This window comes from Sporosarcina sp. Y352 (assembly GCF_056786535.1).
This window is the reverse complement of record NZ_JBXCJE010000002.1, coordinates 513,285-536,511: the sequence shown is the minus strand read 5'-3', so window position 1 is coordinate 536,511 and position 23,227 is coordinate 513,285. Positions and strand designations below refer to the sequence as shown.

Genomic DNA, 23,227 nt, shown 5'->3' with positions numbered 1-23,227 from the left:
ACAAACTGATTATTCGGTATTAGCCCCGGTTTCCCGGAGTTATCCCCATCTGTAGGGCAGGTTGCCCACGTGTTACTCACCCGTCCGCCGCTAAAGTTAGAGAGCAAGCTCTCTAACTTTCGCTCGACTTGCATGTATTAGGCATGCCGCCAGCGTTCGTCCTGAGCCAGGATCAAACTCTCCATAAGAACTACTTCTATAAAGAAGTAGTTTTCCATAAAGAAATCGAATAGCTCATTTCTTGCTGACTCGAATCCGAAGATTCTTATGTGTGTTTCCATTCAACCAACCGAAGCTAGCTTAGTTAGAAACGTTTTGCTTTAGTGCGTTAGCACTTAAGCTGTATTTCATTGATGTTTTGCTGTTCAGTTTTCAAGGTTCATGTCGGAAGGATCAACTTGCACCCTTCGTCTTTAGTTATCGTTGTTTTCTGCGACAACTTTTATATCATAACATTTCGTTCAGTTCGTGTCAACAACTAATTTCACTTTCTATTTTCGTTGTTTTCATTATGTCGCAAAAGCAACTTAATAAATATACCATTCTATCTCATGAAATACAAGTCTTATTTAAAATAGTTTCCTTTTCTATTTCTACTGTACCAAAGTGCACTATCTCATTCCTTCCTCATCATTAGAAATTAAACATCTTTCTATTCTAATTCCTTTTCAATTAAAAAGAGGTACCTGCGTCAGACACAAAGACGAACAACACACATCTGAATAGTTTTTAAAAAAGTAATGAAATAGAAAGCGAATAATCCATAGGATAAAGAGATTTTGTGGGCCACCCTATTAAATCACTTATATAGAAGAGATTCGAACGGGTGAGGAAAACTCAAAAAGGTTGAAGTGTCAGGTCCTGCAAAATAGGTTATCGATAAGGTTGAAAAAGAGCCCGAATTCACAGATGAATAGAAAGTTGAATTAGATAAGAAGGATGCAGATGAAAAGGCAGCTGCTGACTAAAAGCTAGAAGAAGCCACTAAATAATAGCTGAAGCAGATGCTAACAAGATAAAACTGAGTACGTACAAAGTGAGATCTGAAATACCTGTTAGAGAATATCCGGCTTTATCTGATGACATGACATATATCGATAGCGCAAAAGATAGCGCCAGAGGTCTGTACAGCATAATCTTTAACGATAATCTCATGGACGACTCCCACTCATATGTCACTCTTCGAGATGGTGAATATTTCAAAATGACTGGAGGAGAAATGCATCCAGTAGCCTCGGAACTATCCATAATCCCAAAGGATAGATTATATAAAGATGGCATGTACAAAGTCGGCAAGGACATACCCGCTGGAGAGTATAAGGTAATTTTGGCTAGTTCCATCGGGATGGGTTATTTAGAGGTAAGTTCAAATAGCAGCCACCAACTCGGTAGTATTGTTACAAATGAAAATATCCAGGCTGATACTTATATCACTGTAAAAGATGGTCAATATTTAAAATTACAAGGTGCTACAATTCAAATATGATTGTATTTAAATCTTTCAAAACAAAAAAAGCGTCCTACCCACGATCAACTGTGGTTGGGTCGCTTTTCACTTTAGACTTACTGAGCTGTTACTTATTTACCACAACTGCATACTTCGCTGCTTAAAAGAGGTACCTGTGTGAGATTCAAAGACGAACCCATCTAATTTAACTTTCAACTTATAAGTACCCTCACAGAAGACATAATTGTTTACAGCTCGAACTTTCCGTTTTATGCGTTAAATCAAAAACAGCCGATCTTTTATTTGGCACAAATCCTCACTTTACTTCCTCATTCAAAACGAAATGAATCTATAACAAAATCCAACTCACGTATCATATTAAACGCAACAAAATCCAAGTCCTCTTGGTTTAACGGGTTATGCATTTCTTCATTTGCCTCACTGGCAATCGCCAATGTGTAAGTTTTTTCACCATCATTGGTTATGTATATTTCATCGCTATTTCCCCAGTAACTCTCCTCTAAAACTTCATCATAAATAATGATGCTAAATACGTATTGTTCAATTGCTTTCGAGTGGTTTAAATAATGAAAATCGATTGTTCCCTCCGAACTACTAGCCCAGGTTCCATAACTAATCTCTATCCTATTGTTCCAACTGATTGGATAATCAAATGAAATCCCATAGTCTTCATCGGTATAAGTTGTCAATTCTGTGTTATTCTCTACCTCGGTAACAGAATGTACGACCGATTCAAAAACCGCCGAAATACCTACATACCCGACAAACAACAAAAACGTTAACCAAAAGCCTTTCCAACTACTATCACCACGTTTTCGTACTTTCTCTAGAAGCTCGTCACCTGAAAAGTGCTTTTCTAATTTATTGATTTCCTTTTGTGCAAACTTTTTATATTGAAAATTACCACCAATACCAAGTAGCACCGCAATACCAATGCTGATATATGAGTCAAACCGGGTGGTAGCGGCTCCTACTAAAAAGTGTACTACGTCAGCTATAATAAATAACAGTAGTATCACTAGTACATGCTTATACATTTTCCGATAACCAAGCCAGAAAAATGTAGCAAAGAAAGCTGCCCAGTTCCATGATCGTCGTTCATTTTTTGCCCATTTTCCAAAATAATACGACTCTTTATACTCGCCCACAAAAGCTTTCAACAAGTCTGGTTTTTCTGTCTCACTAGGCGTTTCCACATTACTGTCCAAAAGGTTATTACCACAAGTCCCACAAAATTGATCTTTTTCAAAAATCGTACCCCCACAACGAGTGCAATGCATACACAATCCCCTACCCCACTGGCAAATCAATTTCATCAACTTGCTCTATATTTAGTCGTACAATCTGTTGAAGTCCTGCGTTTATTAAAAAGAGGTACCTGTATCAGACACAAAGACAAACTATTCATACATTTAAGTAATTATACTAAGAATAAAGATAAATTGCATAGGTATTGATTTACTTTGTATTATTATAGAATTGAGTTGTATTTACTGAATAGTTCCGCGCACAGTACCTAAAATTAAAGGGTAGTATCAGGACCACATATTTAAAAAGCCTAATTTCTCACTTATATTACCGAGAAATTAGGCTTTTTATATTTGGATTCTCTTTATTGTAAACGCGATTTCTTGATGCTACCCATCTGAAGGAAGTTGTCTTTTTAAGTTAGCTGTGCGAAATAGCGCCTAAAGTGACACATGGGAATACCTAGGAAACGAAATAGTTACTCCAAAACAAATCGAAAATACTTAAGCAGCCCCAGTATGCTAAGCCTCACATCCAGGATGCTGCCTAAGCTGTTAACTTCTGCTTCGCTTATTTCCCTGCCGCTTTCACTGTAATATTCATCGCGTGAATCTGCCCAATATGGTTGGCTTCATGACAAGCGAGGACTGCTGCAAGTTCGCCGAATGTATTTTCCCCGAATATCGGCTGTTCAAGCACTTTTTCAAAGTGCTCGGCAGGAATCTGTTTGATGCGCCCCAGCTGCTCGATTAATTGTTTGGTTAATTCTTCGACTGTAGGTACGACACCGGTCCAGTCTGCAGGTTTGGTGCCGTTGACAAATAGCCCTATGTAATTCTCAGGGATATACTGGGACTTTTCCGGAAAGCCAAACAGGAATTTTTCGGCTACAGTTAGGATGTGACCAATGTGCCAGTGAATCGTGTTGTTTAAACCATCAGGCTGTACATCGATCACACCTGCATCCAGCTTTTTGACGTCATAAAGCAGTTTATTACGCGTTAGTTCGAGTTGTTTTGTTAAATATTTACTCATTAACTATCTTCCCCTCTTTTTCTGAATAGTAGTGAGACTATATCACCTCACTCTGTCTAATACAATTGCTTTGTGAATCTCCGGAAATATCATACCTTGCCGACATAGGTATGATATGGTCGTTAATTCTGTACCCTCTTGGCTATGAGATGGTTGTTGATATCATGCGGGGAGTAACATTCTTTTCGATAGACCTTTGTTATTCAATCCACTAGTTTTGATTTTATATAAAACAACTTAAAAGAGGTACGCTGTGCGAGACACAAAGACGAACATTTAAATTTCCAAGTAATTATACAAAAAATAAAGAAAAAACGCATAGGTGTTGATTTACTTTGTATTATTATAGAATTGCATTGTATTTACTGAATAGTTCCGCGCAAAGTGGTACATAACACTATTTTCTAAGTAATAAAGGAATTCTCATGGAACTATATTAATAATTACTAAATTACCTTTTCCTGCTCCTTCTCCATATACTCCTCACGAATTTGAGAAAGCGTCTTTCCAGTTTCCTTATGAACAGCAAACACATAGGTTTGTATACTAGACCAGCCAAAAAGTTCTTTTAACCATTTCTGCATGGAGATTTCTCCGTCATTCACTTCAACATTTCCATTGGCCAGAAGTTTCCCTTCATCTTCCCGACCTTTTGCAACTATCGTATCACCAGCCTTAACAACGCCCCATTCGAGCATCTCATTAATCTTAGGCAGTGTTCTCCGCGTAATGCCTGTTTTCTGTGCACTACTTTTTATTGGACTGTCTATGAAATTAACGTAATAATCCCTATATGTATTAACTGGCAAAACCTTTTCAATATTTATGTACACTTCATCTTGTATTTTGTAAGGAATCAATTCAAAACAAGCAATGTCAACATTATTACTATTCAACCAAGCAACCGCCGACAGGGTTTGCTCATCAAAATCAGAAGCAACCAGTATTATTTTTTGGTTCTTATTAAAATTACTTTCCGCTCCATTTTCCCGCAAAAACTCCATTAACTTTCGACTCCCGAGTTCTACGCTTGTTAAAGGGCCGTTTTCGAATTCACTTCGAAATTTCTCGATGTAGGGGGCATAGATTTTGTTCACTAAATCCTCTGAGTCTTCAATAGTTGCATAACTTGCTGCATACCGAATGGCTTGAAATTCAAATGCTTCTTTTCAGCCTTCAATATCTTTCCGATCTCTTTTGATTTCAATTAAGACAATATTTCCTTTGTTGTCCACTGCAGTAAGATCACTAATTCCATGCTGGGCATTTCGTACTTGCTTTCCCACAATCAGCATCGATTCTTCTTCATCGCATATCATATCGATATTCTTTCGTAATAATTCTTCTAAATCACTTTCCTTATAATTAAGCTCTGAAAAAGTCGTAGCGCCTATTTTTACTGCCTTATCATTGGATACATAGTACATACTAATTCCTCCCTACTCGGTCTAGTAATTTAGATATTTTTACCATATCTAAATTTCATGAAATTTGGCTATCAATGGAAACAAAAAACACTCCACTAAGTAGCCGTATATTGAATTGTACGGTGCACAGGCATGGCTTTTTTAGCTATGATTTCCCGAAAGCATTTGAACGCACAAACCCCAATCTAACTTAAACTGAATGTAACTTACGTTAAGTTACATTCAAATAAGTAACGAAAAATACACGGCTAAAAACCAGCTTCATCCTTTTCCACATAAGGGATGAAGCTGGTTTTCAAATCAAACATATTTGTATTCTGTTAGATTCGTATTTTCAAGTGCACTTTAATACATCTACTGCTCTAATTCCAGTAGGGAATTTTAAAGTGATGACGACAGCTTTAAAAATATTGGCATTAGTTTTTATGTTTATAGATCATATCGGACAAACGTGACAAATGTAATAGGAGTATAGAATTGATTGTGTAGTTTAACTGTTCATCTAACTTTAATCAGTTATTAGGAAGCAAAAGTAGCTTAGTTCAACTATTAGAACTAAGCTACTAAACATAAACCAATCTCCGTTTAAAAACCTAAAGCCTTTTAAAAGATTTATTCAGTTTCTAGTGGTAATGTGGAGTCTTTTGCTGCCCACTCAGTCATTGAACCATCATAAACAGCTACATTTTTTTGTCCTAGCTTATTTAATAGCGTTCCAGTCCAAGTAGCTGCAATTGCACTACCGCAATAAGTGATCACTTTCTTATTAGGGTCAAGTGCCCCAACTTTATTTAATATTTCACGAAGCTTTTCATCGTCATAAATTTCTCTTGTTTTAGGGTCGGAAAGAGCACCAAAGAATAAATTGACACTTCCAGGTATATGGCCAGGTCTTCCAAAAGTATTTACTTCACCTTTATAACTTGCTTCAGTTAAAGTATCGATGATAATTACATCTTCATCGTCGATTGCTTCTAGAACTTCTTCTTTTGTTACAAATAATTCAGGATTTCTTTCTCCAGTGAAGTTCCCTTTCGGATATGAACCAGGGACAGTTGTAATTGAACGGCCTTCTTCCTTCCACTTTAGAAAACCTCCATCTAACACAGAAACATTATCAAATCCTTCATATTTCAATTGCCAAGCAAGACGTGTTGCCCAAAAAGAAGCAACTAAATCAGGCATGTTTACAATAGCTCCTTGGTCATAAACAACTACATACGTACCTTCGCCGACACCAAGTTCACTTATCTTCTCAACAAATCTTTCACGCGAAGGAACAGTGAAAGAATGTTTTGCATCGGGATCTGATAGCTCATGGTGTAAATCGGCAAATACAGCTCCTGGTAAATGTCCTTTTTCATAAGCTTCTTTGCCAGACCATACATCATAATATCCATCTTGTTCAGGATGTTTTAAAAAGGTGGTTGCATCTAATAATCTTAAATTAGGATCGTCTAATCTTTCTTCCAGCCATTCTGTAGTAACTAATAAGGGTACTTTACTCATTGATAATCTCTCCTTTATATTTATTATTAATTAAACATATGTATTTACTAAGATTTAAATATATATTAACACCTAAACAAAAATTATTCAATCTATTTATATCCGAATTATTCATGTCTAGTTCAATAAGTCTATCCGAGAAGATTTAATTCGTAATTTTTCAAGATAACCTTTTTGTTGTTCATATTTTGTAAACTAAACAGCCTATCGCCGGGTTACTATCGTCGATTGGCTGTTTAATAGAGGTTTTATTCCTGCCTTAAAATGAACTGCTGAAGAACAGGAATGGCCTTCAAAACTTCATATAAGAATTTTACTTTGCATTCTCGTCTGGTTGATGAATACCAAAGAGATTTCCTTCAGTATCAGTATAGTAGCCTTGCCAAGCCATTCCAGGCAGTGCGTATTTCGGCATCGCTACCTGACCGCCATTTTCAAGAATTTTAGCTTCAGAAGCATCGTAATTCTCTACCCCCATTGTACAAGCAAAACCATTTAAAGCTTGATTGGCTTCCGGAGGAGCACCTCGGCGTTGCATTAAAGCACCATTAATTCCAAGCTCGTCCGCACCGCCTGTCACTGCTCCGAAGTAAGGCATTCCTGCATACTCACTCCAATCCTCAAATGACCAACCAAACACATCTCCATAAAACTTCTTTGCTCGTTCCATGTCACTAACATGAATTTCAAAATGAACTAATCTCCCCATAAATTTCCCTCCAGTTTTTAAAGTATAAATCTCAATAGTTCGAGTATTGAAAACTATTGACTCCGCATTAATTATCATACCACCTTGACTAAAAATTTCATATTATTTAGCGAACAGACGTTGCCTTATTATTAATCATGCGCTTTGTTGACTCTTACCCATTCACTGTTCAGCTAACCTCATTTCAAAAAAATATCCCCCTCAGTCTTAGCCAAAGGGGGATTCCACTATCATGCTGAATTTTTTCTACACCTTCACTAACTTCATTTCCATAATACTTGTCAATAAACGCGCCAAACACAAATGCCAATATTTGATTGTGTGGTGCACAGGCAGCCATCACATGCTTGAACATCACCGCATCGCACTAAAAACCTGCTCTCTGAAAATCCAAAAAGCACCAACCCCTATAACCGGAGTTGACGCTTTTTATTTTAGAATTGGTAGATTACATCATGCCGTCGATTCCAACGCCGAGAAATTAGGCTTTTATGGTATCATGATTTATCGGTATTTACTACCATAATTTGTTTCAATTAATGCGAATGAAAACCTTGTATTACTCTTATAACTTCACACAAATATTCGTTAATTCTGTATAGAATTCCCAACTGTGACTACCGCCGACACGTCCTACTCCACTATCTTTCGTACCGCCAAATGGAGTTCTTAGGTCACGTACGAACCAGCAGTTGATATAAGATAATCCTGATTCGATTGATTGTGCTACACGGTGTGCACGACGGATATCATTCGTCCAGATTGTGTTACTTAAGCCCACCCGCGTATCGTTTGCTGCGGCAATCACTTCTTCTTCTGTGTCAAACGGAATAATTGTAACGACTGGCCCAAAGATTTCTTCGCGAACGCAACGGGATGTGTCATCTAAACCAGTAATAATCGTTGGTTCTATGAAATATCCTTTATCCAATCCTTCTGGGCGTTTACCGCCAGTTACAAAAGTACCGCCCTCTTCTTCAGCAATTTTCAAGTAGCTCATTACTTTATCATAGTGTACTTTGGCAACTAATGCGCCTTGATCATTGTCCATATCAAAAGGATCGCCAACTTTTAATTCTCTTGTTTTCGCTGCAAATCTTTCTACGAATTCATCATGAATTGAACGTTCAACATAAATTCTTGAACCGCAGACACAAACTTCTCCTTGGTTTGTGAAACTTGATCGAATCGTTGTTTCAACGACTTCATCAATATCTACATCTGCGAAAATAATGTTAGGATTTTTACCACCTAATTCGAAAGAAAGCTTTTTCAATGTAGGAGCGGCTTCCTCCATAATTTTAGAGCCTGTGCTCACCTGTCCGATAAAGCCGATTCCAGCAATGTCAGGGTGTTTGTTGATTGCACTTCCAGCACCAGGTCCAAAGCCGTGAACCATGTTAACTACTCCATCTGGAACACCAGCTTCTTTAAGGATTTCCATTAATAATGTTGCAGTCATCGGTGTTAATTCAGATGGCTTTATAACTACTGTACAGCCAGCTGCTAAAGCTGGGGCTAATTTCCAAGTTAATAAGAATAATGGAAGATTCCACGGCTGGATTAATCCAACGACTCCAATTGGACGACGATATCCGTAGTTAATCGCATTATGCGTATCATCTTGGTATGCTTCTGTTCCTACAGACGTCACGTAATCCGCATAGAATTGGAAGTTTGCTGCTGCACGAGGGGCATCAACATGACGTGAAAATTTAAGGTGCTTACCTGTATCCAATGATTCTAATTGGGCGATTTCTTCTTGTCTTGCTTCAAGAATATCACCAACTTTACGGAGAATATTTGAACGTTCCTTTGTACTCATTTTTCCCCATGGTCCTTCTTCAAAAGCACGTTTAGCAGCCTTAACAGCTAAATCAATATCTTCCTTGCTTCCTTCTGCGATGGTACCATAAACTTTTTCAGTTACTGGGTTCACATTATTGAAAGTTTTTTTATTTTTAGATTCTACAAATTGACCGTCAATATAATGTAAGCAATCAAAAGGTTTAACAATTTTCCCAACGATTTTTTCTGCCTGTACGACCATTATTAAATTCCCCCTATAATTAAGAATATTCATATTATCCACAATCTTATGGTATCAATCAATTGTTTCATATGCAAACCCTTAGTTCCTCTATGTGGAACAGACTGATAAAACGCTTAATAATTTTTTTATAGATACATACACTTCGACCGAAATTTTTTTGGGGCGCCTTTAAGCATCTAGGGTCCTCATTGTTGCTGAAATACTGTATCTAGTGCGGAAATGATTGTTAAGCTATTTCGCTTTGTCTCGTGATTATTAGACGGTAATACCCACATCACCACTCACTGCAAACACTCCCTACTTTCTACTTCTAGACATACAAAAAAACCTCCCAATTCATTAGTCGAATTAGAAGGTCTATGAACAAAAATTCTATTGAAAATATGTAGGGATGAAAATAGGGATATTCAACAAGAGTTCAACTCCCGTTCAATATCCCTAACCTTCAAAACCGTTGATACGACTACATTTATCAGCCATATTATTATGGAGACGGCGGGAGTCGAACCCGCGTCCAGAGGCTCCAATACGCCGGCTCCTATGCGTGTAGTTTGTTTATTTGCGATTCGCTAGTCCCTATGCAAACACTTAGAACCACAAGGAGTTATAAACTTTTAAAACACGCTTACTTTATTGATTTAATCCTCTAGGGAGTATTACATATATGTGAATTTAGTGCTAAAGCCTACTATTCACTATATTAGAGTTTACATATTCATAGGTCACGAGAGTTAACAATAAAGCATTTTATTACCCTACCTAGTATCGAATGTACCCTTTAATGCTTTTTAAAACATGGTAAAGCTCGTTTGACACGAGAGAATAATATATTTACAAATATCCTTGTTTCGGTTTTATAAATTCAGTTTAAAGTGGTTTATCATACTCCACCGCGGGTATAGTTAGATTACAAGGCGAAACTACCTCAGGATAAACCGAGTAGACGAGTAACCTACGGGTGAATCTGACGATGAACTGCACAGCCTTGGCGGAAAATTTGCTTTGCTGGCGATGTTTCACTTTTCAAGAACCGTGTGAGTGGGTTCCGATTTAATGTGTTGATCAAGCAGTAAGTGTAACGTTTTTTGTTTAAAGTGCAACTAGATACTGACTTCTATGAAGCGGATCGCGTACCAAACATCTTGAGACTGCATGGCCGAATGGCTAAATGAGTCAGCTCCTTCAAACTGCACGGACGCGTTTTACGTAGTAATCGTCAGCAAGAACAGTTTGTGCAATTGAAAAAAACTATCAAATTTTCCGAGTACCGCCCTTTTATTGGGGAATGGAAAAACATGGTCCTCTCAATCTGAGGATCATGCTTTTTCTTTGATTTACCTAGCTTCCTTCATTTGCAACCCTAGCTGTTTATTCAACTTCAAAATCCTATACTCGTAAGAATTGCAGTTATTGCACCTACTGCTGTTGCGTTCAATTCCAGCGCATCCTGCATCTCCTACTAACACCGTATATTTTCGTAACAAGATGAGATGTATCATTTGGATTATCTCTATTTTCGATAACCTTATTATCATGGAAAAAGACATCTCGCTCAAATTAAAGAATTAAAAGAGATGCTTGCATAACCTATCGATAAATAAATGCCATACTTCGACACAGTCCAAAACTGTGGTGAAGTATGGCATTTTTTCATAACACTCTTAACTCATGGTCTTTTAGATCGCTAATGAACATACAACCCGGTGCGTGCGTAATCATAATCGAAGGTTTACTTTCCATGGCGACAGCTTGTGGTGTGACACCGCAAGCCCAAAATACCGGAATTTCACCATCTTTAATCGTTACTGCATCTCCGAAATCAGGCTTTGAAATATCCCTAATGCCAATTTGACTTGGATTTCCAATATGGATGGGCGCCCCGTGCACATCGGGAAGATTAGTCGTAATTTGGATTGCTCGAATGGCTTCTTTAGGCGACATGGGACGCATACTAACGACAGTCGGTCCTTCAAAAATACCTGCTTTTTCACATGCGATATTCGTTTTAAACATCGGAACATTACAATTTTCTTCGATATGCCGAATTGGAATACCATTTTCAAGCAGTGGTGTTTCAAATGTAAAACTACAACCTAATAAAAAACCAACCATATCATCTTCCCAGTATTCGGTTATATCTGTCACTTCCTCCGTAAAGACGCCATCTTTGTAAATGCGATACTTAGGAATATCTTTACGAAGATCAGCCCCCTTCGCAATTTTACTTGGGTGGAAAGAGCCAGGTTCAGTAACGTCTAATAAAGGACAAGACTTCGGATTTCGTTGACAAAATAGCAAGAAATCAAAAGCATATTCTTTTTTTAAAATAACCAAATTCGCCTGTGTGAATCCTTTTGCCATTCCTGATGTTTGGCCTGTAATTTCTTGTTTACGGATTAGCTTCCTTATTTCCTTTGGCGTTATCTTATTATAATTTCCCATCTAGCTTATCTCCTTCAGCTGTTTAATCAAATAGCAACGGAATTTGTTCAATAAGCGTGATAATCCCTAAAACACCCATGAGAACTACGACCACGCCTCCTCCAATTGTTAACCATAGTGGATGCTTATAGTTACCGACGATTTCTTTCTTGTAAGCAGCTATTAATAGCGTTCCTAACGCAAGTGGTAAAATAAGCGCATTTAAAGCACCTACGAGTATGAGAACTGTTACAGGACGTCCGATCAACGTAAATGTAATAGTCGATATTAAAATAAACAGGATAATAATCCAATTATGATACTTTTCAATTACTGGACTAAATGAACGAATGAAAGAAACAGATGTATAAGCGGCACCTACAACCGATGTTATGGCAGCAGCCCACATGATGACGCCAAACATTCTATATCCTAGCTCACCCGCAGCAAGTCTGAATACTGAGGCAGGTGGATTCTCTGGATCGATGGCAAGACCTTGGGAAACGACGCCAAGTACCGCTAAGAATAATGCTATCCGCATGATTCCTGTCACTGCAATACCCATCACAGAACTTTTGGTAACTTGGGGTAATGATTCAACGCCTTTTATACCAGCATCTAATAGCCGATGCCCACCCGCAAATGTAATATATCCACCGACAGTTCCACCGACAAGTGTCACAATGGCAAATATACTAATTTGTTCCGGGTTAAATGTATTCACAATGGCTTCCCCAACTGGTGGAGAGGTACTAAATGCAACAAACACCATTAATAGCATCATCAAAACGCCGGCAATTTGCGCGACTTTGTCCATCGCTTTTCCAGCTTCTTTCACAACGAAAATAAAAATGGCAAATGCTGCACTAATGATTGCACCTGCAATCGGGTCAACTCCAAGCATTGCATTCAAGCCTAAACCTGCACCGGCGACGTTACCGATATTAAATGCAAGTCCACCCATTACAATGAATATTGCTAAAACGACACCAAGGCCAGGTAACACTTTATTCGCAATTTCTTGACCACGTAATCCAGAAACGGCAATAATTCTCCAAACGTTCATTTGCGCGAAAACATCTAGGATAAGCGAAACTAAAATAACGAATCCAAAGCTCGCCGCCAATTGTTGCGTAAATACGGTCGTTTGTGTCAAAAACCCTGGACCGATAGAAGAGGTAGCCATTAGGAATGCCGCACCTAACAATACACTTCTGGTCGCTTTGTTTTTATCTTTCACCAAACCTAACTTTTCCTTATCCATTTAACCTAAGACCCCCAAGTTAGAAATTGATGAAACAGTTATTTCATTACTGTTTAATGATTCTGTAATGTATTTTGCGAAATCGAGTGCATTCTCTCCATCTCCATGAATACAAATCGTATCTGCTTGCACCTTCACTTCAGTATTTTGCTGTGATACGACTTTTCCTTCTGTCACCATTTTTACTACTTGTCTAGCAGATTGTTCTTGATCCGTTATTAAGGCATCTGCTTGTGAACGCGAGGTTAACGATCCATCAGATTGATACGTACGATCTGCAAACACCTCATGCGCTGTGCGTAATTTAATTTTCTCTCCTGCTTTGGTCAATTCGCTGTCAGCTAGTCCAAATAACACTAACTTAGGAGAAACATCATACACAGCTTGGGCAATCGCCTCTGCCAGCTCACTATCTCTTGATGCCATTTGGTATAAGGCTCCGTGTGGTTTTACGTGCTGCATCGTTTCATTATGTATTCTTAAGAACGCTTGAAGTGCCCCAATTTGATAGACAACCATATCGTAGCCCTCTTGTGGCGTAATCTTCATATCACGGCGACCAAATCCATTTAAATCGGGTAGTCCGGGATGTGCGCCAATCTTCACCCCATTTTCAATTGCAAGCTTGACTGTTTCCCTCATAACAGTTGGATCACCAGCGTGAAAACCACATGCAATATTTACTGACGTTATATACTTCAATATCTCTTGTTGATCACCAAGTTTATAACGACCAAAACTTTCTCCTAAATCACAATTTAAATCTACTTTTAACATACATCTTCCTCCCGATACTTTTTAGTTAACTACCTTTAAGTAAGCGTTTCCAAATGAATCTGTTCCGAATTATGGAACTTAGGTTCTAAAGCGTAAACCAACTTTAACACAGATTTTTTTTTTTGAATACCTATATTTTGAATTGACGGAAATATTAGCATTCAAAAGATTTTATACTTGTTTTTTATATACTCCGACTTATAATGATATTATATCCGTTTTATAGAATACAAGTACCGAATATCGAAACTAGGGGAGCTGTTAATATTAACAAGCGGAAAATGGTAATTAACATAAAACCTTTAGGCGATTCAGCGTTAATTATTCAACTTGGTGAAGGCATCGATCCATCGATTCATGAAAGGGTAAAAAGCTTGTCAACATTATTAGATGAGCGCCCATTTGAAGGATTTATCGAGTCTGTACCTGCTTACAATAATTTAACGATTTATTACAATACGTACACCGTACATCTTTCACAGGTGAAGAACGCTACAATACATCAAGTAGTATTAACTCCTTTTGAAAAAGTAAGCACTTACATTAATGAATTAATCCAACACATTGGGGATAAACAATCTTTTGAACAAAGAACTGTCACCATACCTGTGCTATACGGTGGTGAATTTGGTCCTGACTTGGAATACGTTGCGAAGTACCATGGGCTATCGGTTGAGGAAGTTATTCGCATACATACGGAAAATGAATACTTGGTCTATATGATTGGCTTTGCTCCGGGGTTTCCTTTCATGGGGGGCATGAATGAGAAAATCGCTACACCCCGAAAGGATACACCCCGCTTAGCAATTGTTCCCGGATCAGTCGGAATTGCCGGTAAGCAAACCGGCGTTTATCCATTAGAAACTCCAGGAGGCTGGCAAATTATCGGACGCACGCCTCAAGTTTTATTTCTTCCGCTAACTTCACCGCCGACATTTTTACAGTCTGGCGATAAAATCAGATTTTCGTCAATTTCTCTGGAAGAATATACAAGCTATGGGGAGCTGAAATAATGACTGTGAAAGTGCTAAAATCGGGGCTATTAACAACGATACAAGACTTGGGGAGATACGGCTCTCAAAAATATGGCGTAATTGTTAGCGGTGCGATGGATAGCTATTCTTTAAGAATCGCTAATTTACTTGTAGGTAATGAGGAAAGTGAAGGTGCCATAGAAATCACTTTATTCGGGACTTCCCTTCAATTCGAGAAAGACACGTTAATCGCAATTACAGGTGGAGATTTACTCGCTACGATTGATGGTCAAAATGCACCTTTGTGGCGCCCACTACTGGTGAAAAAAGGAGAAGTATTGAAGTTCAAGTCCGCTGTTAAAGGAGCTAGAGCATATGTCTCTTTTGCTGGCGGCATCGCAATCCCGAAAGTAATGGGAAGCAAAAGTACATATCTCAGTGCAGGTATCGGTGGATTTCACGGAAGAGTTTTACAGAAAAATGATTCATTCCAATGTGGAGAAATGAACGATAATAATCAATCTGTCATTCATAAACTTAAAGAGATAAATGGCAACCTTACTTGGTCAGTCAATTATAATCTACTGATTAACCTCCATCAATCACAGGTAATCCGCGTTGTCAAAGGGACTGAATTTAGTCGATTTGATAGTAAGAGTCAAAAAACATTATTTGCTGATCCGTATATATTAACGACTCAAGCCGATCGGATGGGCTCTCGATTAAAAGGTTCTCCGCTTTCATTAGAAAAAGAATTCGAATTACTGTCTGAAGGCGTCACATTCGGAACGATTCAAGTTCCTTCAAATGGTCAACCGATTATTTTAATGGCAGATCGGCAAACAACAGGCGGCTATCCCAAAATTGGACAAGTCATTTCCGTCGATTTATCAAGTTTGGCGCAGCTACAGCCAGGTGCAGCAATACATTTTGTGGAAGTTTCACTCGAAGAGGCAGTAAATGAATTATTTAAGAAAGAACAAATCATCAATGAAATCAAAAAAGCGATTCACTTTAAGGCAATGTACTAATGAAGGGAAATGGCAAATTGAAGATAATAGAAGCTATATAACGCAGAAAATCCTCCATTACCAGAAGTGGTAAACGGAGGATTCTTTTTCATCTGTTCGTATGGCCGATGTGGGTTGAAATTTCTTGGGCTGCTTTTTTTACTTTTCTTGCAAAGATAGCAACATTCTCGTTTTGATAATTGGCTTCAATCCCAGCAATACTGATCCCGGCAATGATTTCACCTTTATGATCAAAAATAGGTGCCGCAATCGCAGATGAATGATTCTCCAATTCAGAATGACTCATTGTATAACCATCCTTCCTTGCCTGCTTGATTGTTTCAAGTAAAAGTTCTCTGTTCGTTATTGTACCTGCTGCAAGAGGTTGTAGTTCAACTGATTTGATGTATAGATCAATTTCTGAGTCCGATAAGTAAGATAAAATAACCCGCGAGCAAGCGCCAGCATATAAAGGGCTACTTCTGCCGACTTCAGTATATAAGCGGACTTTTTGGTACGTATCGATTTTCTCAATATAAATCGCTTCATCGCCTCGTTTAACAATTAAATTAATTGCTTCTTTTACATCATTATGTAAGTCCTGCATAATCGGATAGGCTATTTTCCGAATATCGAGCCTGCTAGAAACAAGATTACCAAATGTTAGAAAAAGGAGACCTAGTCTATATTTCAAGTCAATTCCCTTCTCTACAAACTCCATTTCTTCTAAAGACATAAGCATTCGGTAGACAGACGTTTTTGGAATTCCTGATAAGTCAATAATCTCTTGGAATGTTAATTCTGCATGGTCAATAAATAAATTTAATATATCCATCGATCGGACAACAGTTTTATTTTTATTACTCATTTTATCTGCTACTGTAAACATAGAAAAACATAGAAGTTTTCCTACGCTAGACATTTTCCTGCTTCCATGTGCCTCACCATATCAACTACTCGCTATCATTACTGGTGTAACACTCCACAGGCGTAAATATGCTTTCATATATTTTATATGTAAACTGGTGTTAGGCTCAAAATCGATTTTTATATCGTAATCGTCGCAAATAAAAACTCGATTTGACAGTGTTGATACGATGTTTCAATCAAGTGCCGACCAACCGATTAATACCCGATAAGGATGGCTTCTTAGGGTCTTGTTCCACCTTCACCAGTTTATATACTGAATATATAAACTACCACTATTCTCTAGTCTAACGTGCATCAATTTAAACAACCAACAGTTGTTTTGCCTGCTCTTAGTGCAGAACCCACCTCTCTCTCAGTTTATATTTCATTCATAACTTCTGCATGATTGACTTTATTTTCGTTTTAACTTTTTCTACTTAATTATTAAATCGCATTTAGCACGGTTTCCAAAACAAAGTGATTACTATAAATTCTGATTTTTAACAGCCCAATTATGAGCCTAGACATCGCTTTAATTTACATATACTTCTTTAGGGTTTCTACTATATAAGTGTAACACCTAAAATTGAAAAATCCATAACAGCTTCGGCTAATGTAGGTTACCAGAACAACATTACACTGAGGTTCTATTATGAGTTACTTACATTTCAACTCTTTTGAACGTGCATTAATATAAACTATTACGCGATAAGTTAACAACGTAAACAATTCACATACCTGAATAAATGATTTGGTTTTATCGAATCGCTGGGCACAAGAAATCCCTTTAGAATAAGAGAAATACTATACTATCAAATAGTTTTCAAATTATTTAGCTTGAAGTGGTTTATCTTACTCCACCACGGGTATAGTTAGATTACAAGGCGGAACTACCGGAGGATGAACCGAGTAGACGAGTAACCTACGGGTGAATCTGACGATGAACTGCACAGCCTTGACGGAAAATTTGCTTTGCTGGCGATGTTTCACTTTTTAAGAACCGTGTGAGTGGGTTCCGATTTAATGTGTTGATCAAGCAGTAAGCGTAACGTTTTTTGTTTAAAGTGCAACTAGATACTGACTTCAATGAGGCGGATCGCGTACCAAACATCTTGCGACTGCATGGCCGAATGGCTAAATGAGTCAGCTCCATCAAACTGCACGGACGCGTTTTACGTATTAATCGTCAGCAAGAACAGTTTGTGCAATTGAAAAAACTATCAAATTTTCCGAGTACCCCCCTTTTATTGGGGAATGGAAAAAGCATGATCCTCTCAATCTGAGGTTCATGCTTTTTCTATGATTTATCTAACTTCTTTCATTTGTAGCCCCAGCTGTTTATTCAACTTCACAAATCCTACACCTGTAAGAATTGCAGTTATGGCACCAATTGCTGCGGCAATTCCGATATCGCCAAACATCATCGTAGATAAGACCAATCCAATTACGCCAACAATGAGTAAAAGTATTCCAATGGTTTTCATATTCATCCCTCCTCGTATTCGGTGAGTGCCCGGTGTGTTAAACAGAACTATCCACTCATTCCATTTCTTCCAACGCATCCGGATAAACAGTAGTGCCAAAGATTTCTCCTGTGGTGGCATCTTTTGAATGCACAGTTACGCTCAGTTTTTCTGCATTCGTTCCGTCGAACGCTTGGTAGTACATACCCGACATTGCAAGGCCTATCGTGGCAAATCCGTCAAAACTGTTTTCGAAGGCATCTTTGTCGACGACTACTGTGAATTCAGAGAAGGATCCATTATGCTTAATGTCTTGAATCGATGCGAAGTCCTCATCAATTATTATTTCATCGACATAGGTCGTTACGTTCGTTTTCATTTCTTTCATCAATTTTTTGTGCTCTGCTTTTGACATTTTGTATGTAACAGATCCGTCTTCATTTTTAGTAACGTCTTTAATGCCATCCTTTTTTGCCTCAGCAACCACGTTGTCGATGTCTTCCCCTTCCATAAATGTAGCGGGAATGGTCACTTCAACTGTTAAAAGTCCTTTATCAACTTCAAGCGCGCCCCCTGTTTCCTCTGTCTTTTTCTCATCTGATTTTTCTTCTTTACTTGAGTCATTACTAGCCGAACAAGCCGATACAATAAACACCACAGCTATGAGGACTGCAATCAATATTTTCTTCATCCGTTTCATCTCCACTCTTTCTTATCAGTTACTGTACATAAAAGAAAACAGGCGAACCTTCACTCGAATCATAGGAAACTTTAAAGTCATCCCCTATTTTCACTTGGCCTGCGATAAAGCCCTCACCTGTACCACCATTGTAAAGCTCTTTTGACAATTCATTTGGGACAACAGCTGATGCCCATTCATATACTTCTCCTTCATTGGAAACGAATTTAAAATTCATGTTCGAAAAATAGAGACTGTCGTCATCTGTTTCAGATTCCTTTAACAATCCTTTCACCTTGATCAATACATATTCAAATCCCTCAGCTGCTGGCTCGTTGTACATATTTTCTTTTTCGATAATTGCCCAAGCTGCATCTCCACGAATCGTTTCAAGTAGCGTTATCTCCAAGAGTGATTCATTGGCATTATAACTATCATCATAAATGTTTTCCTTCACTGTTATCGTTTCTCCGAACGGTAGCGGATTTGACCTTATACCGATTGGCTTTTCAACGACTTCTTCCGCTTCTTCCGCAACTACCTCTTTTACCTCTTCTGCGGCTGCTTCATTTTTCGGTGTCACTTCCCGGCTGTTTTTCTCATCGATGTCACCACAAGCCGCTAGTACCAACAACAATAATATACTTCCTATCAACATGATTTTCTTCATATCAATGACCCCCTCTTAGTGTTTACTCTCTCATTGTAAGTGCCCATAAAAAATAACCTTTGCGTATATCCACAAAGGTCATCGATATTGCTCGTACATTTTTTCTGCTTCTTGTTTCATCCGCTGGGCAAGTTGGCTTGGATGCAGTACTTTGACGTCGCCGCCCCATCGGAATAGCCAACGGACAAGACCTTCGCTCATAGCCACTTGCGCCTTCAATAAAATTGTCCCGTCCTGTTGATCTACAATGTTGGCATCTAAACCAAAGCGATCAATGACGACATTAACCAGTTTGTCCTGAAACCTCGCTTCCAATGAAATCATATCTCCGCCAAACATATGAAACATCCCGCTCGTATAGGTTTTTAATTCGAAATATGGATCAGCTACAAACCGCTCTTCGAGTATACGAACAGTTCGCATGCGGTCGACACGATATTGCCGAATTTCATCTTCTTTAATAAAATGAGCTACTAAGTAATAGCGATCATTATTCCACACGAGCCCAAGTGGTTTAACAAAATAGTCGCTACCATCATGACTTACGTTAAATTGAAGGTTTTTTCCGTACCTTCCATATTGAAATGCAACCATTCGTTGGTCATGGATTGCTTCATGCAATGACTGAACAGTAGATATAATTTCGACTGCTCCTTGTGTTGATTCGTCAGCTACAACTAATTCATTCGTCAACTGCTTGGCCAAACTTCGGCTTGTCAGTTTTCTAATTTTCATGAGCAATTGATTTGTATCTCTTCGAGGAATGAATTTTGCTGCTGAAATGGCATCCATCAATAAGCGCAGTTCATGTATTTCGAAAAGCCGACCATCATAATAATACTTTTTGAGTAACCCTTTTTTCTGCTGGACAGCGATAACTGGAAAAGCAATCGAATTCTCAAGAGATTGGACATCGTCACGAACTGCCCCGATTCCTACTTTTACATGTTCCGGGAAGAGACCATGGACATCATGAATCGTCAACATCGTTTTTTCATCCGTATACTCTTGTAAAATGCGGATGACTTCTAACAAACGATCTCTTGCTGTTAATGGTTCAGTCGTCATCGAATTTCACACCCTTTTTCGGGGAATTTTCAGTACCTGCACGACGCATGCAAGTTCTTTAGAAAGTGGCTGCAGAAATTTATTAAAATATGATAGATTGTCCATGTGACATTTCTCTTAATAGTCTTATTTTATCACACTGAAACTGGTACTGCGCTTCCATAATGTAGTGAAGCTACGCATAGTAAGATAAGGTTTCCACTTCCCTGTCATCGAATTGATATAGGAACCAAGGCAATGTTAATCTTGATTGGTACCCAACAAGGGATTCCATTGATACAATCAATCTAGGTGCTGAACAACTTAAATACACAGAAAGTTCAATTAACAGCTGAAGAAATCCAAACAATTGAACCTATTTTCGGAGAATCATTAATCAGCACAATAGAGAGGGAGTTGTTCATTGTGAAAGTTTTTGTTGTTGGAGCAAACGGACAAATTGGTCAACATCTTGTACATCTTTTAATAGAAAGTAATGAACATACAGTCAGGGCTATGGTTCGTAAGGAAGAGCAAGCAAAGGCTTTTGAGACAATTGGTGTAGAAACAAGGCTTGCGGATTTGGAAGGAAGCGTAGAGGAAATTGTTGAAGCTGCGAGAGGCTGTGATGCCTTTGTTTTCACCGCGGGATCTGGCGGACATACTGGGGCAGACAAGACAATCTTGATTGATTTGGATGGAGCGGCTAAATCGATAGAAGCTGCTACAATACTTGGCGTCAAACGATTTATTATGGTAAGCGCCATTCATGCCAATAAAAGAGAAAACTGGAGCAGCATTAAGTATTATATGGTTGCCAAACATCACGCAGATAAAATCCTTGAACAAAGCGGCTTAACTTATACGATTATTCGTCCTGGGGGTCTTCTAAATGAACCAGGTACCGGAAAAGTTTTGATTGCCGAAGACTTACCTACTGCATCTATTCCTAGAGAAGACGTAGCCAAGACGATTCTAGAAACTTTAACGCTGGAAAACACTTTTAATCGTTCATTTGATCTTGTGTCTGGTGAGGATCAGATTTTGGAAGCATTAAATAGGGTTTAATCGAATTAAAAATTTTAGTTCATTACAGGGTGTTCTACAGTCTTTGGACATGAACTTGCAAATAAGAACTCATTAACCAATAAGTAACTCCATTATTCAAAGCGTCATAAAACAGTTTCGACTGATTTATGACGCTTTTATCATTTATTTTCGGCTCTGCTATCCACATATAAACTTCCATCAGCTTGAATTTCTGCATAATAGACTTGCTCGATATGTCCGATACCCTGTTTTTTCAACTGCTCGTACAACCACTCTTCTGTTAAACTCAGTTCTTTTAAATTCTTTTTGACGACTTTATACTCAGATATGATTTCCATTGGAATATATTTCGGTTGGGGTGCAGGTGCGTTCACATCTTTTTTCGTAGCAGGTTCCTGCCCCGCTTTTTTCAAAACACTTAAGTTCCCATTCGTTTCCAAAATGGCATAATCGACGTCTTTAATTGAAAAAATCCCTTGTTCCCGTAGCATCATGTTCAAATCATTAAGACTGAGACGTGATTTTTTCATGGATTTTTCAATTAATTTCCCGCCATGCATGACAATTGTCGGCTCGTCGTCAAGAATGACACGCATTTTCTGTGATTTGAGTGTAATAAAACTCATGAGCAATGTCAGCAGCGCCCACCAAACCATCGCTAAGAGACCATCCAAAAAAGGGCCCCCTGATTTACTAGCAATTTCAGCAGCGATGGAACCGATTGTTATGCCTGTTACGTAATGGAAAAATGTCAATTGGGAAACCTGTTTTTTCCCCATAAGGCGCGCAAGTATGAGCAGGACAAAAAATGAGAGCGTTACCCTTATTATCATTTCCCAGAAATCCAATTCCCACATTTCACCCATATCCTTTACACCTCCATATCATGAGTGTTCCCTACAGTCTTTAGTATATACGAAAAAAAAAGCCTCAAACGGGTAACTACATTCGAAGGATTGCGCCACTTTTTACTTCATAGTGAGAGGTACTTGTGTCAGACACTAAGACAAACAATTCACATTTTCAAGTCTTTATACAAAAAGTAAAGAAAAATCGCATCGGTGTTGATTTACCTTGTATTATTTTTGAATTGCATTGTATTTACTGAATAGTTTCGCGCACAGCTACTTAAAATTAACGAGGGCAACTCCAAAGAAAACGACGCAATGACTTGTTTTCTTTCATTACGAATACCATGCCAACAACACTCCATTCTATTATTTTCCCGTCCAGAATTTACAGATAATTTCATATTACTCTACAATTATTGTAATACTGTTAATTTAATGTAAAAATACGTAAAGTGATCTAATATCACTTTTGAAGCACTTACTGAAGAAATGTAACTGAATACTAAATGGGGCATTAGATTTGAAGTTGTATAGCGGTTTTGGAAATTAATTGAAATAGGATTCGAAGATTTAATAGAACTGCATGAATATATTTCAAGTTTCCTATCCAGCCGGTCGGACTTGTTGTAGAAGATATATATTTCAGAATGACTGGCCTCGACG

The 23,227-nt window shown here is 38.2% G+C and carries 20 protein-coding genes and 1 rRNA gene; 4 read left to right on the top strand and 17 right to left on the bottom strand.

Features of this window, described 5'->3' with window-relative positions; all coding sequences use genetic code 11:
* Positions 1-188: ribosomal RNA gene (locus AC1TO6_RS05515) — 16S ribosomal RNA — on the bottom strand; the annotation flags it as partial.
* Positions 189-1,036: 848 nt separating this feature from the next.
* Here AC1TO6_RS05515 and AC1TO6_RS05510 point away from each other — a divergent pair.
* Positions 1,037-1,486 carry a hypothetical protein gene (locus AC1TO6_RS05510; protein ID WP_482100595.1) on the top strand — a complete coding sequence of 150 codons (450 nt, stop codon included), beginning with the start codon at positions 1,037-1,039 and terminating at the stop codon, positions 1,484-1,486.
* A 290-nt stretch (positions 1,487-1,776) separates the two neighbouring features.
* On the opposite strand, the gene AC1TO6_RS05505 is transcribed toward AC1TO6_RS05510, so the two are convergent.
* The 10 genes from AC1TO6_RS05505 to pxpA form a co-directional block, all read right to left on the bottom strand.
* Positions 1,777-2,748, bottom strand: a complete 972-nt coding sequence (locus AC1TO6_RS05505; protein ID WP_482100594.1) for a DUF2628 domain-containing protein — start codon at positions 2,746-2,748, stop codon at positions 1,777-1,779.
* A 538-nt stretch (positions 2,749-3,286) separates the two neighbouring features.
* A complete protein-coding gene (locus AC1TO6_RS05500; RefSeq protein WP_482100593.1) occupies positions 3,287-3,751 on the bottom strand; it encodes a DinB family protein in 465 nt (154 codons plus the stop codon).
* Positions 3,752-4,197: 446 nt separating this feature from the next.
* Positions 4,198-4,755 carry a hypothetical protein gene (locus tag AC1TO6_RS05495; protein WP_482100592.1) on the bottom strand — a complete coding sequence of 186 codons (558 nt, stop codon included), beginning with the start codon at positions 4,753-4,755 and terminating at the stop codon, positions 4,198-4,200.
* Between the two features lie 165 nt (positions 4,756-4,920).
* A complete protein-coding gene (locus tag AC1TO6_RS05490) occupies positions 4,921-5,178 on the bottom strand; it encodes a hypothetical protein (protein ID WP_482100591.1) in 258 nt (85 codons plus the stop codon).
* 612 nt (positions 5,179-5,790) lie between these two features.
* A complete protein-coding gene (locus tag AC1TO6_RS05485; RefSeq protein WP_482100590.1) occupies positions 5,791-6,687 on the bottom strand; it encodes a sulfurtransferase in 897 nt (298 codons plus the stop codon).
* A 313-nt stretch (positions 6,688-7,000) separates the two neighbouring features.
* A complete protein-coding gene (locus AC1TO6_RS05480) occupies positions 7,001-7,396 on the bottom strand; it encodes a VOC family protein (protein ID WP_482100589.1) in 396 nt (131 codons plus the stop codon).
* Between the two features lie 565 nt (positions 7,397-7,961).
* A complete protein-coding gene (locus AC1TO6_RS05475) occupies positions 7,962-9,446 on the bottom strand; it encodes an aldehyde dehydrogenase (protein ID WP_482100588.1) in 1,485 nt (494 codons plus the stop codon).
* 1,653 nt (positions 9,447-11,099) lie between these two features.
* Complete coding sequence (locus AC1TO6_RS05470; protein ID WP_482100587.1) at positions 11,100-11,891, bottom strand: putative hydro-lyase; 792 nt, start codon at positions 11,889-11,891, stop codon at positions 11,100-11,102.
* 22 nt (positions 11,892-11,913) lie between these two features.
* Entirely contained in the window at positions 11,914-13,134 is a 1,221-nt protein-coding gene (locus AC1TO6_RS05465) for an NRAMP family divalent metal transporter (RefSeq protein WP_482100586.1), read from the bottom strand.
* Entirely contained in the window at positions 13,135-13,911 is a 777-nt protein-coding gene (pxpA, locus tag AC1TO6_RS05460) for a 5-oxoprolinase subunit PxpA (protein WP_482100585.1), read from the bottom strand.
* Positions 13,912-14,192: 281 nt separating this feature from the next.
* On the opposite strand from pxpA, the gene pxpB reads away from it, so the two are divergent.
* Both pxpB and AC1TO6_RS05450 read left to right on the top strand, forming a co-directional pair.
* Positions 14,193-14,924, top strand: coding sequence for a 5-oxoprolinase subunit PxpB (gene pxpB / locus AC1TO6_RS05455; RefSeq protein WP_482100584.1), 732 nt, complete (start codon positions 14,193-14,195; stop codon positions 14,922-14,924).
* Positions 14,924-15,916, top strand: coding sequence for a 5-oxoprolinase subunit C family protein (locus AC1TO6_RS05450; protein ID WP_482100583.1), 993 nt, complete (start codon positions 14,924-14,926; stop codon positions 15,914-15,916). The genes pxpB and AC1TO6_RS05450 overlap by 1 nt, the downstream gene beginning before the upstream one ends.
* Before the next feature lie 88 nt (positions 15,917-16,004).
* Here the strand turns inward: AC1TO6_RS05450 and AC1TO6_RS05445 are convergent, their stop codons facing one another.
* The 5 genes from AC1TO6_RS05445 to AC1TO6_RS05425 all read right to left on the bottom strand — a co-directional run bounded on the left by AC1TO6_RS05445 (position 16,005) and on the right by AC1TO6_RS05425 (position 20,684).
* A complete protein-coding gene (locus AC1TO6_RS05445) occupies positions 16,005-16,763 on the bottom strand; it encodes an IclR family transcriptional regulator (protein WP_482100619.1) in 759 nt (252 codons plus the stop codon).
* A 1,345-nt stretch (positions 16,764-18,108) separates the two neighbouring features.
* Positions 18,109-18,288 carry a hypothetical protein gene (locus AC1TO6_RS05440; RefSeq protein WP_482100582.1) on the bottom strand — a complete coding sequence of 60 codons (180 nt, stop codon included), beginning with the start codon at positions 18,286-18,288 and terminating at the stop codon, positions 18,109-18,111.
* A gap of 55 nt (positions 18,289-18,343) precedes the next feature.
* Positions 18,344-18,958: a hypothetical protein gene (locus tag AC1TO6_RS05435; RefSeq protein ID WP_482100581.1), complete on the bottom strand. Its 615-nt coding sequence runs from the start codon at positions 18,956-18,958 to the stop codon at positions 18,344-18,346.
* A 28-nt stretch (positions 18,959-18,986) separates the two neighbouring features.
* Complete coding sequence (locus AC1TO6_RS05430; protein ID WP_482100580.1) at positions 18,987-19,616, bottom strand: hypothetical protein; 630 nt, start codon at positions 19,614-19,616, stop codon at positions 18,987-18,989.
* Positions 19,617-19,694: 78 nt separating this feature from the next.
* Positions 19,695-20,684, bottom strand: a complete 990-nt coding sequence (locus AC1TO6_RS05425) for a helix-turn-helix transcriptional regulator (RefSeq protein ID WP_482100579.1) — start codon at positions 20,682-20,684, stop codon at positions 19,695-19,697.
* Positions 20,685-21,089: 405 nt separating this feature from the next.
* Here AC1TO6_RS05425 and AC1TO6_RS05420 point away from each other — a divergent pair, with 405 nt between their 5' ends.
* A complete protein-coding gene (locus AC1TO6_RS05420; protein WP_482100578.1) occupies positions 21,090-21,731 on the top strand; it encodes an SDR family oxidoreductase in 642 nt (213 codons plus the stop codon).
* Between the two features lie 140 nt (positions 21,732-21,871).
* Here AC1TO6_RS05420 and AC1TO6_RS05415 read toward each other — a convergent pair whose 3' ends face one another.
* Positions 21,872-22,579 (bottom strand): DUF421 domain-containing protein, encoded by a 708-nt coding sequence (locus AC1TO6_RS05415; protein WP_482100577.1) that lies wholly within the window; start codon positions 22,577-22,579, stop codon positions 21,872-21,874.
* Positions 22,580-23,227 lie beyond the last annotated feature (648 nt).

What these genes read in the sequence shown, in the direction of transcription:
- AC1TO6_RS05505 (WP_482100594.1), bottom strand. Translation starts at nt 2,748, where the DNA reads ATGCATTGCACTCGTTGTGGGGGTACGATTTTTGAAAAAGATCAATTT.
- AC1TO6_RS05500 (WP_482100593.1), bottom strand. Translation starts at nt 3,751, where the DNA reads ATGAGTAAATATTTAACAAAACAACTCGAACTAACGCGTAATAAACTG.
- AC1TO6_RS05495 (WP_482100592.1), bottom strand. Translation starts at nt 4,755, where the DNA reads ATGGAGTTTTTGCGGGAAAATGGAGCGGAAAGTAATTTTAATAAGAAC.
- AC1TO6_RS05490 (WP_482100591.1), bottom strand. Translation starts at nt 5,178, where the DNA reads ATGTACTATGTATCCAATGATAAGGCAGTAAAAATAGGCGCTACGACT.
- AC1TO6_RS05485 (WP_482100590.1), bottom strand. Translation starts at nt 6,687, where the DNA reads ATGAGTAAAGTACCCTTATTAGTTACTACAGAATGGCTGGAAGAAAGA.
- AC1TO6_RS05480 (WP_482100589.1), bottom strand. Translation starts at nt 7,396, where the DNA reads ATGGGGAGATTAGTTCATTTTGAAATTCATGTTAGTGACATGGAACGA.
- AC1TO6_RS05475 (WP_482100588.1), bottom strand. Translation starts at nt 9,446, where the DNA reads ATGGTCGTACAGGCAGAAAAAATCGTTGGGAAAATTGTTAAACCTTTT.
- AC1TO6_RS05470 (WP_482100587.1), bottom strand. Translation starts at nt 11,891, where the DNA reads ATGGGAAATTATAATAAGATAACGCCAAAGGAAATAAGGAAGCTAATC.
- AC1TO6_RS05465 (WP_482100586.1), bottom strand. Translation starts at nt 13,134, where the DNA reads ATGGATAAGGAAAAGTTAGGTTTGGTGAAAGATAAAAACAAAGCGACC.
- pxpA (WP_482100585.1), bottom strand. Translation starts at nt 13,911, where the DNA reads ATGTTAAAAGTAGATTTAAATTGTGATTTAGGAGAAAGTTTTGGTCGT.
- pxpB (WP_482100584.1), top strand. Translation starts at nt 14,193, where the DNA reads ATGGTAATTAACATAAAACCTTTAGGCGATTCAGCGTTAATTATTCAA.
- AC1TO6_RS05450 (WP_482100583.1), top strand. Translation starts at nt 14,924, where the DNA reads ATGACTGTGAAAGTGCTAAAATCGGGGCTATTAACAACGATACAAGAC.
- AC1TO6_RS05445 (WP_482100619.1), bottom strand. Translation starts at nt 16,763, where the DNA reads ATGAGTAATAAAAATAAAACTGTTGTCCGATCGATGGATATATTAAAT.
- AC1TO6_RS05440 (WP_482100582.1), bottom strand. Translation starts at nt 18,288, where the DNA reads ATGAAAACCATTGGAATACTTTTACTCATTGTTGGCGTAATTGGATTG.
- AC1TO6_RS05435 (WP_482100581.1), bottom strand. Translation starts at nt 18,958, where the DNA reads ATGAAGAAAATATTGATTGCAGTCCTCATAGCTGTGGTGTTTATTGTA.
- AC1TO6_RS05430 (WP_482100580.1), bottom strand. Translation starts at nt 19,616, where the DNA reads ATGAAGAAAATCATGTTGATAGGAAGTATATTATTGTTGTTGGTACTA.
- AC1TO6_RS05425 (WP_482100579.1), bottom strand. Translation starts at nt 20,684, where the DNA reads ATGACGACTGAACCATTAACAGCAAGAGATCGTTTGTTAGAAGTCATC.
- AC1TO6_RS05415 (WP_482100577.1), bottom strand. Translation starts at nt 22,579, where the DNA reads ATGGGTGAAATGTGGGAATTGGATTTCTGGGAAATGATAATAAGGGTA.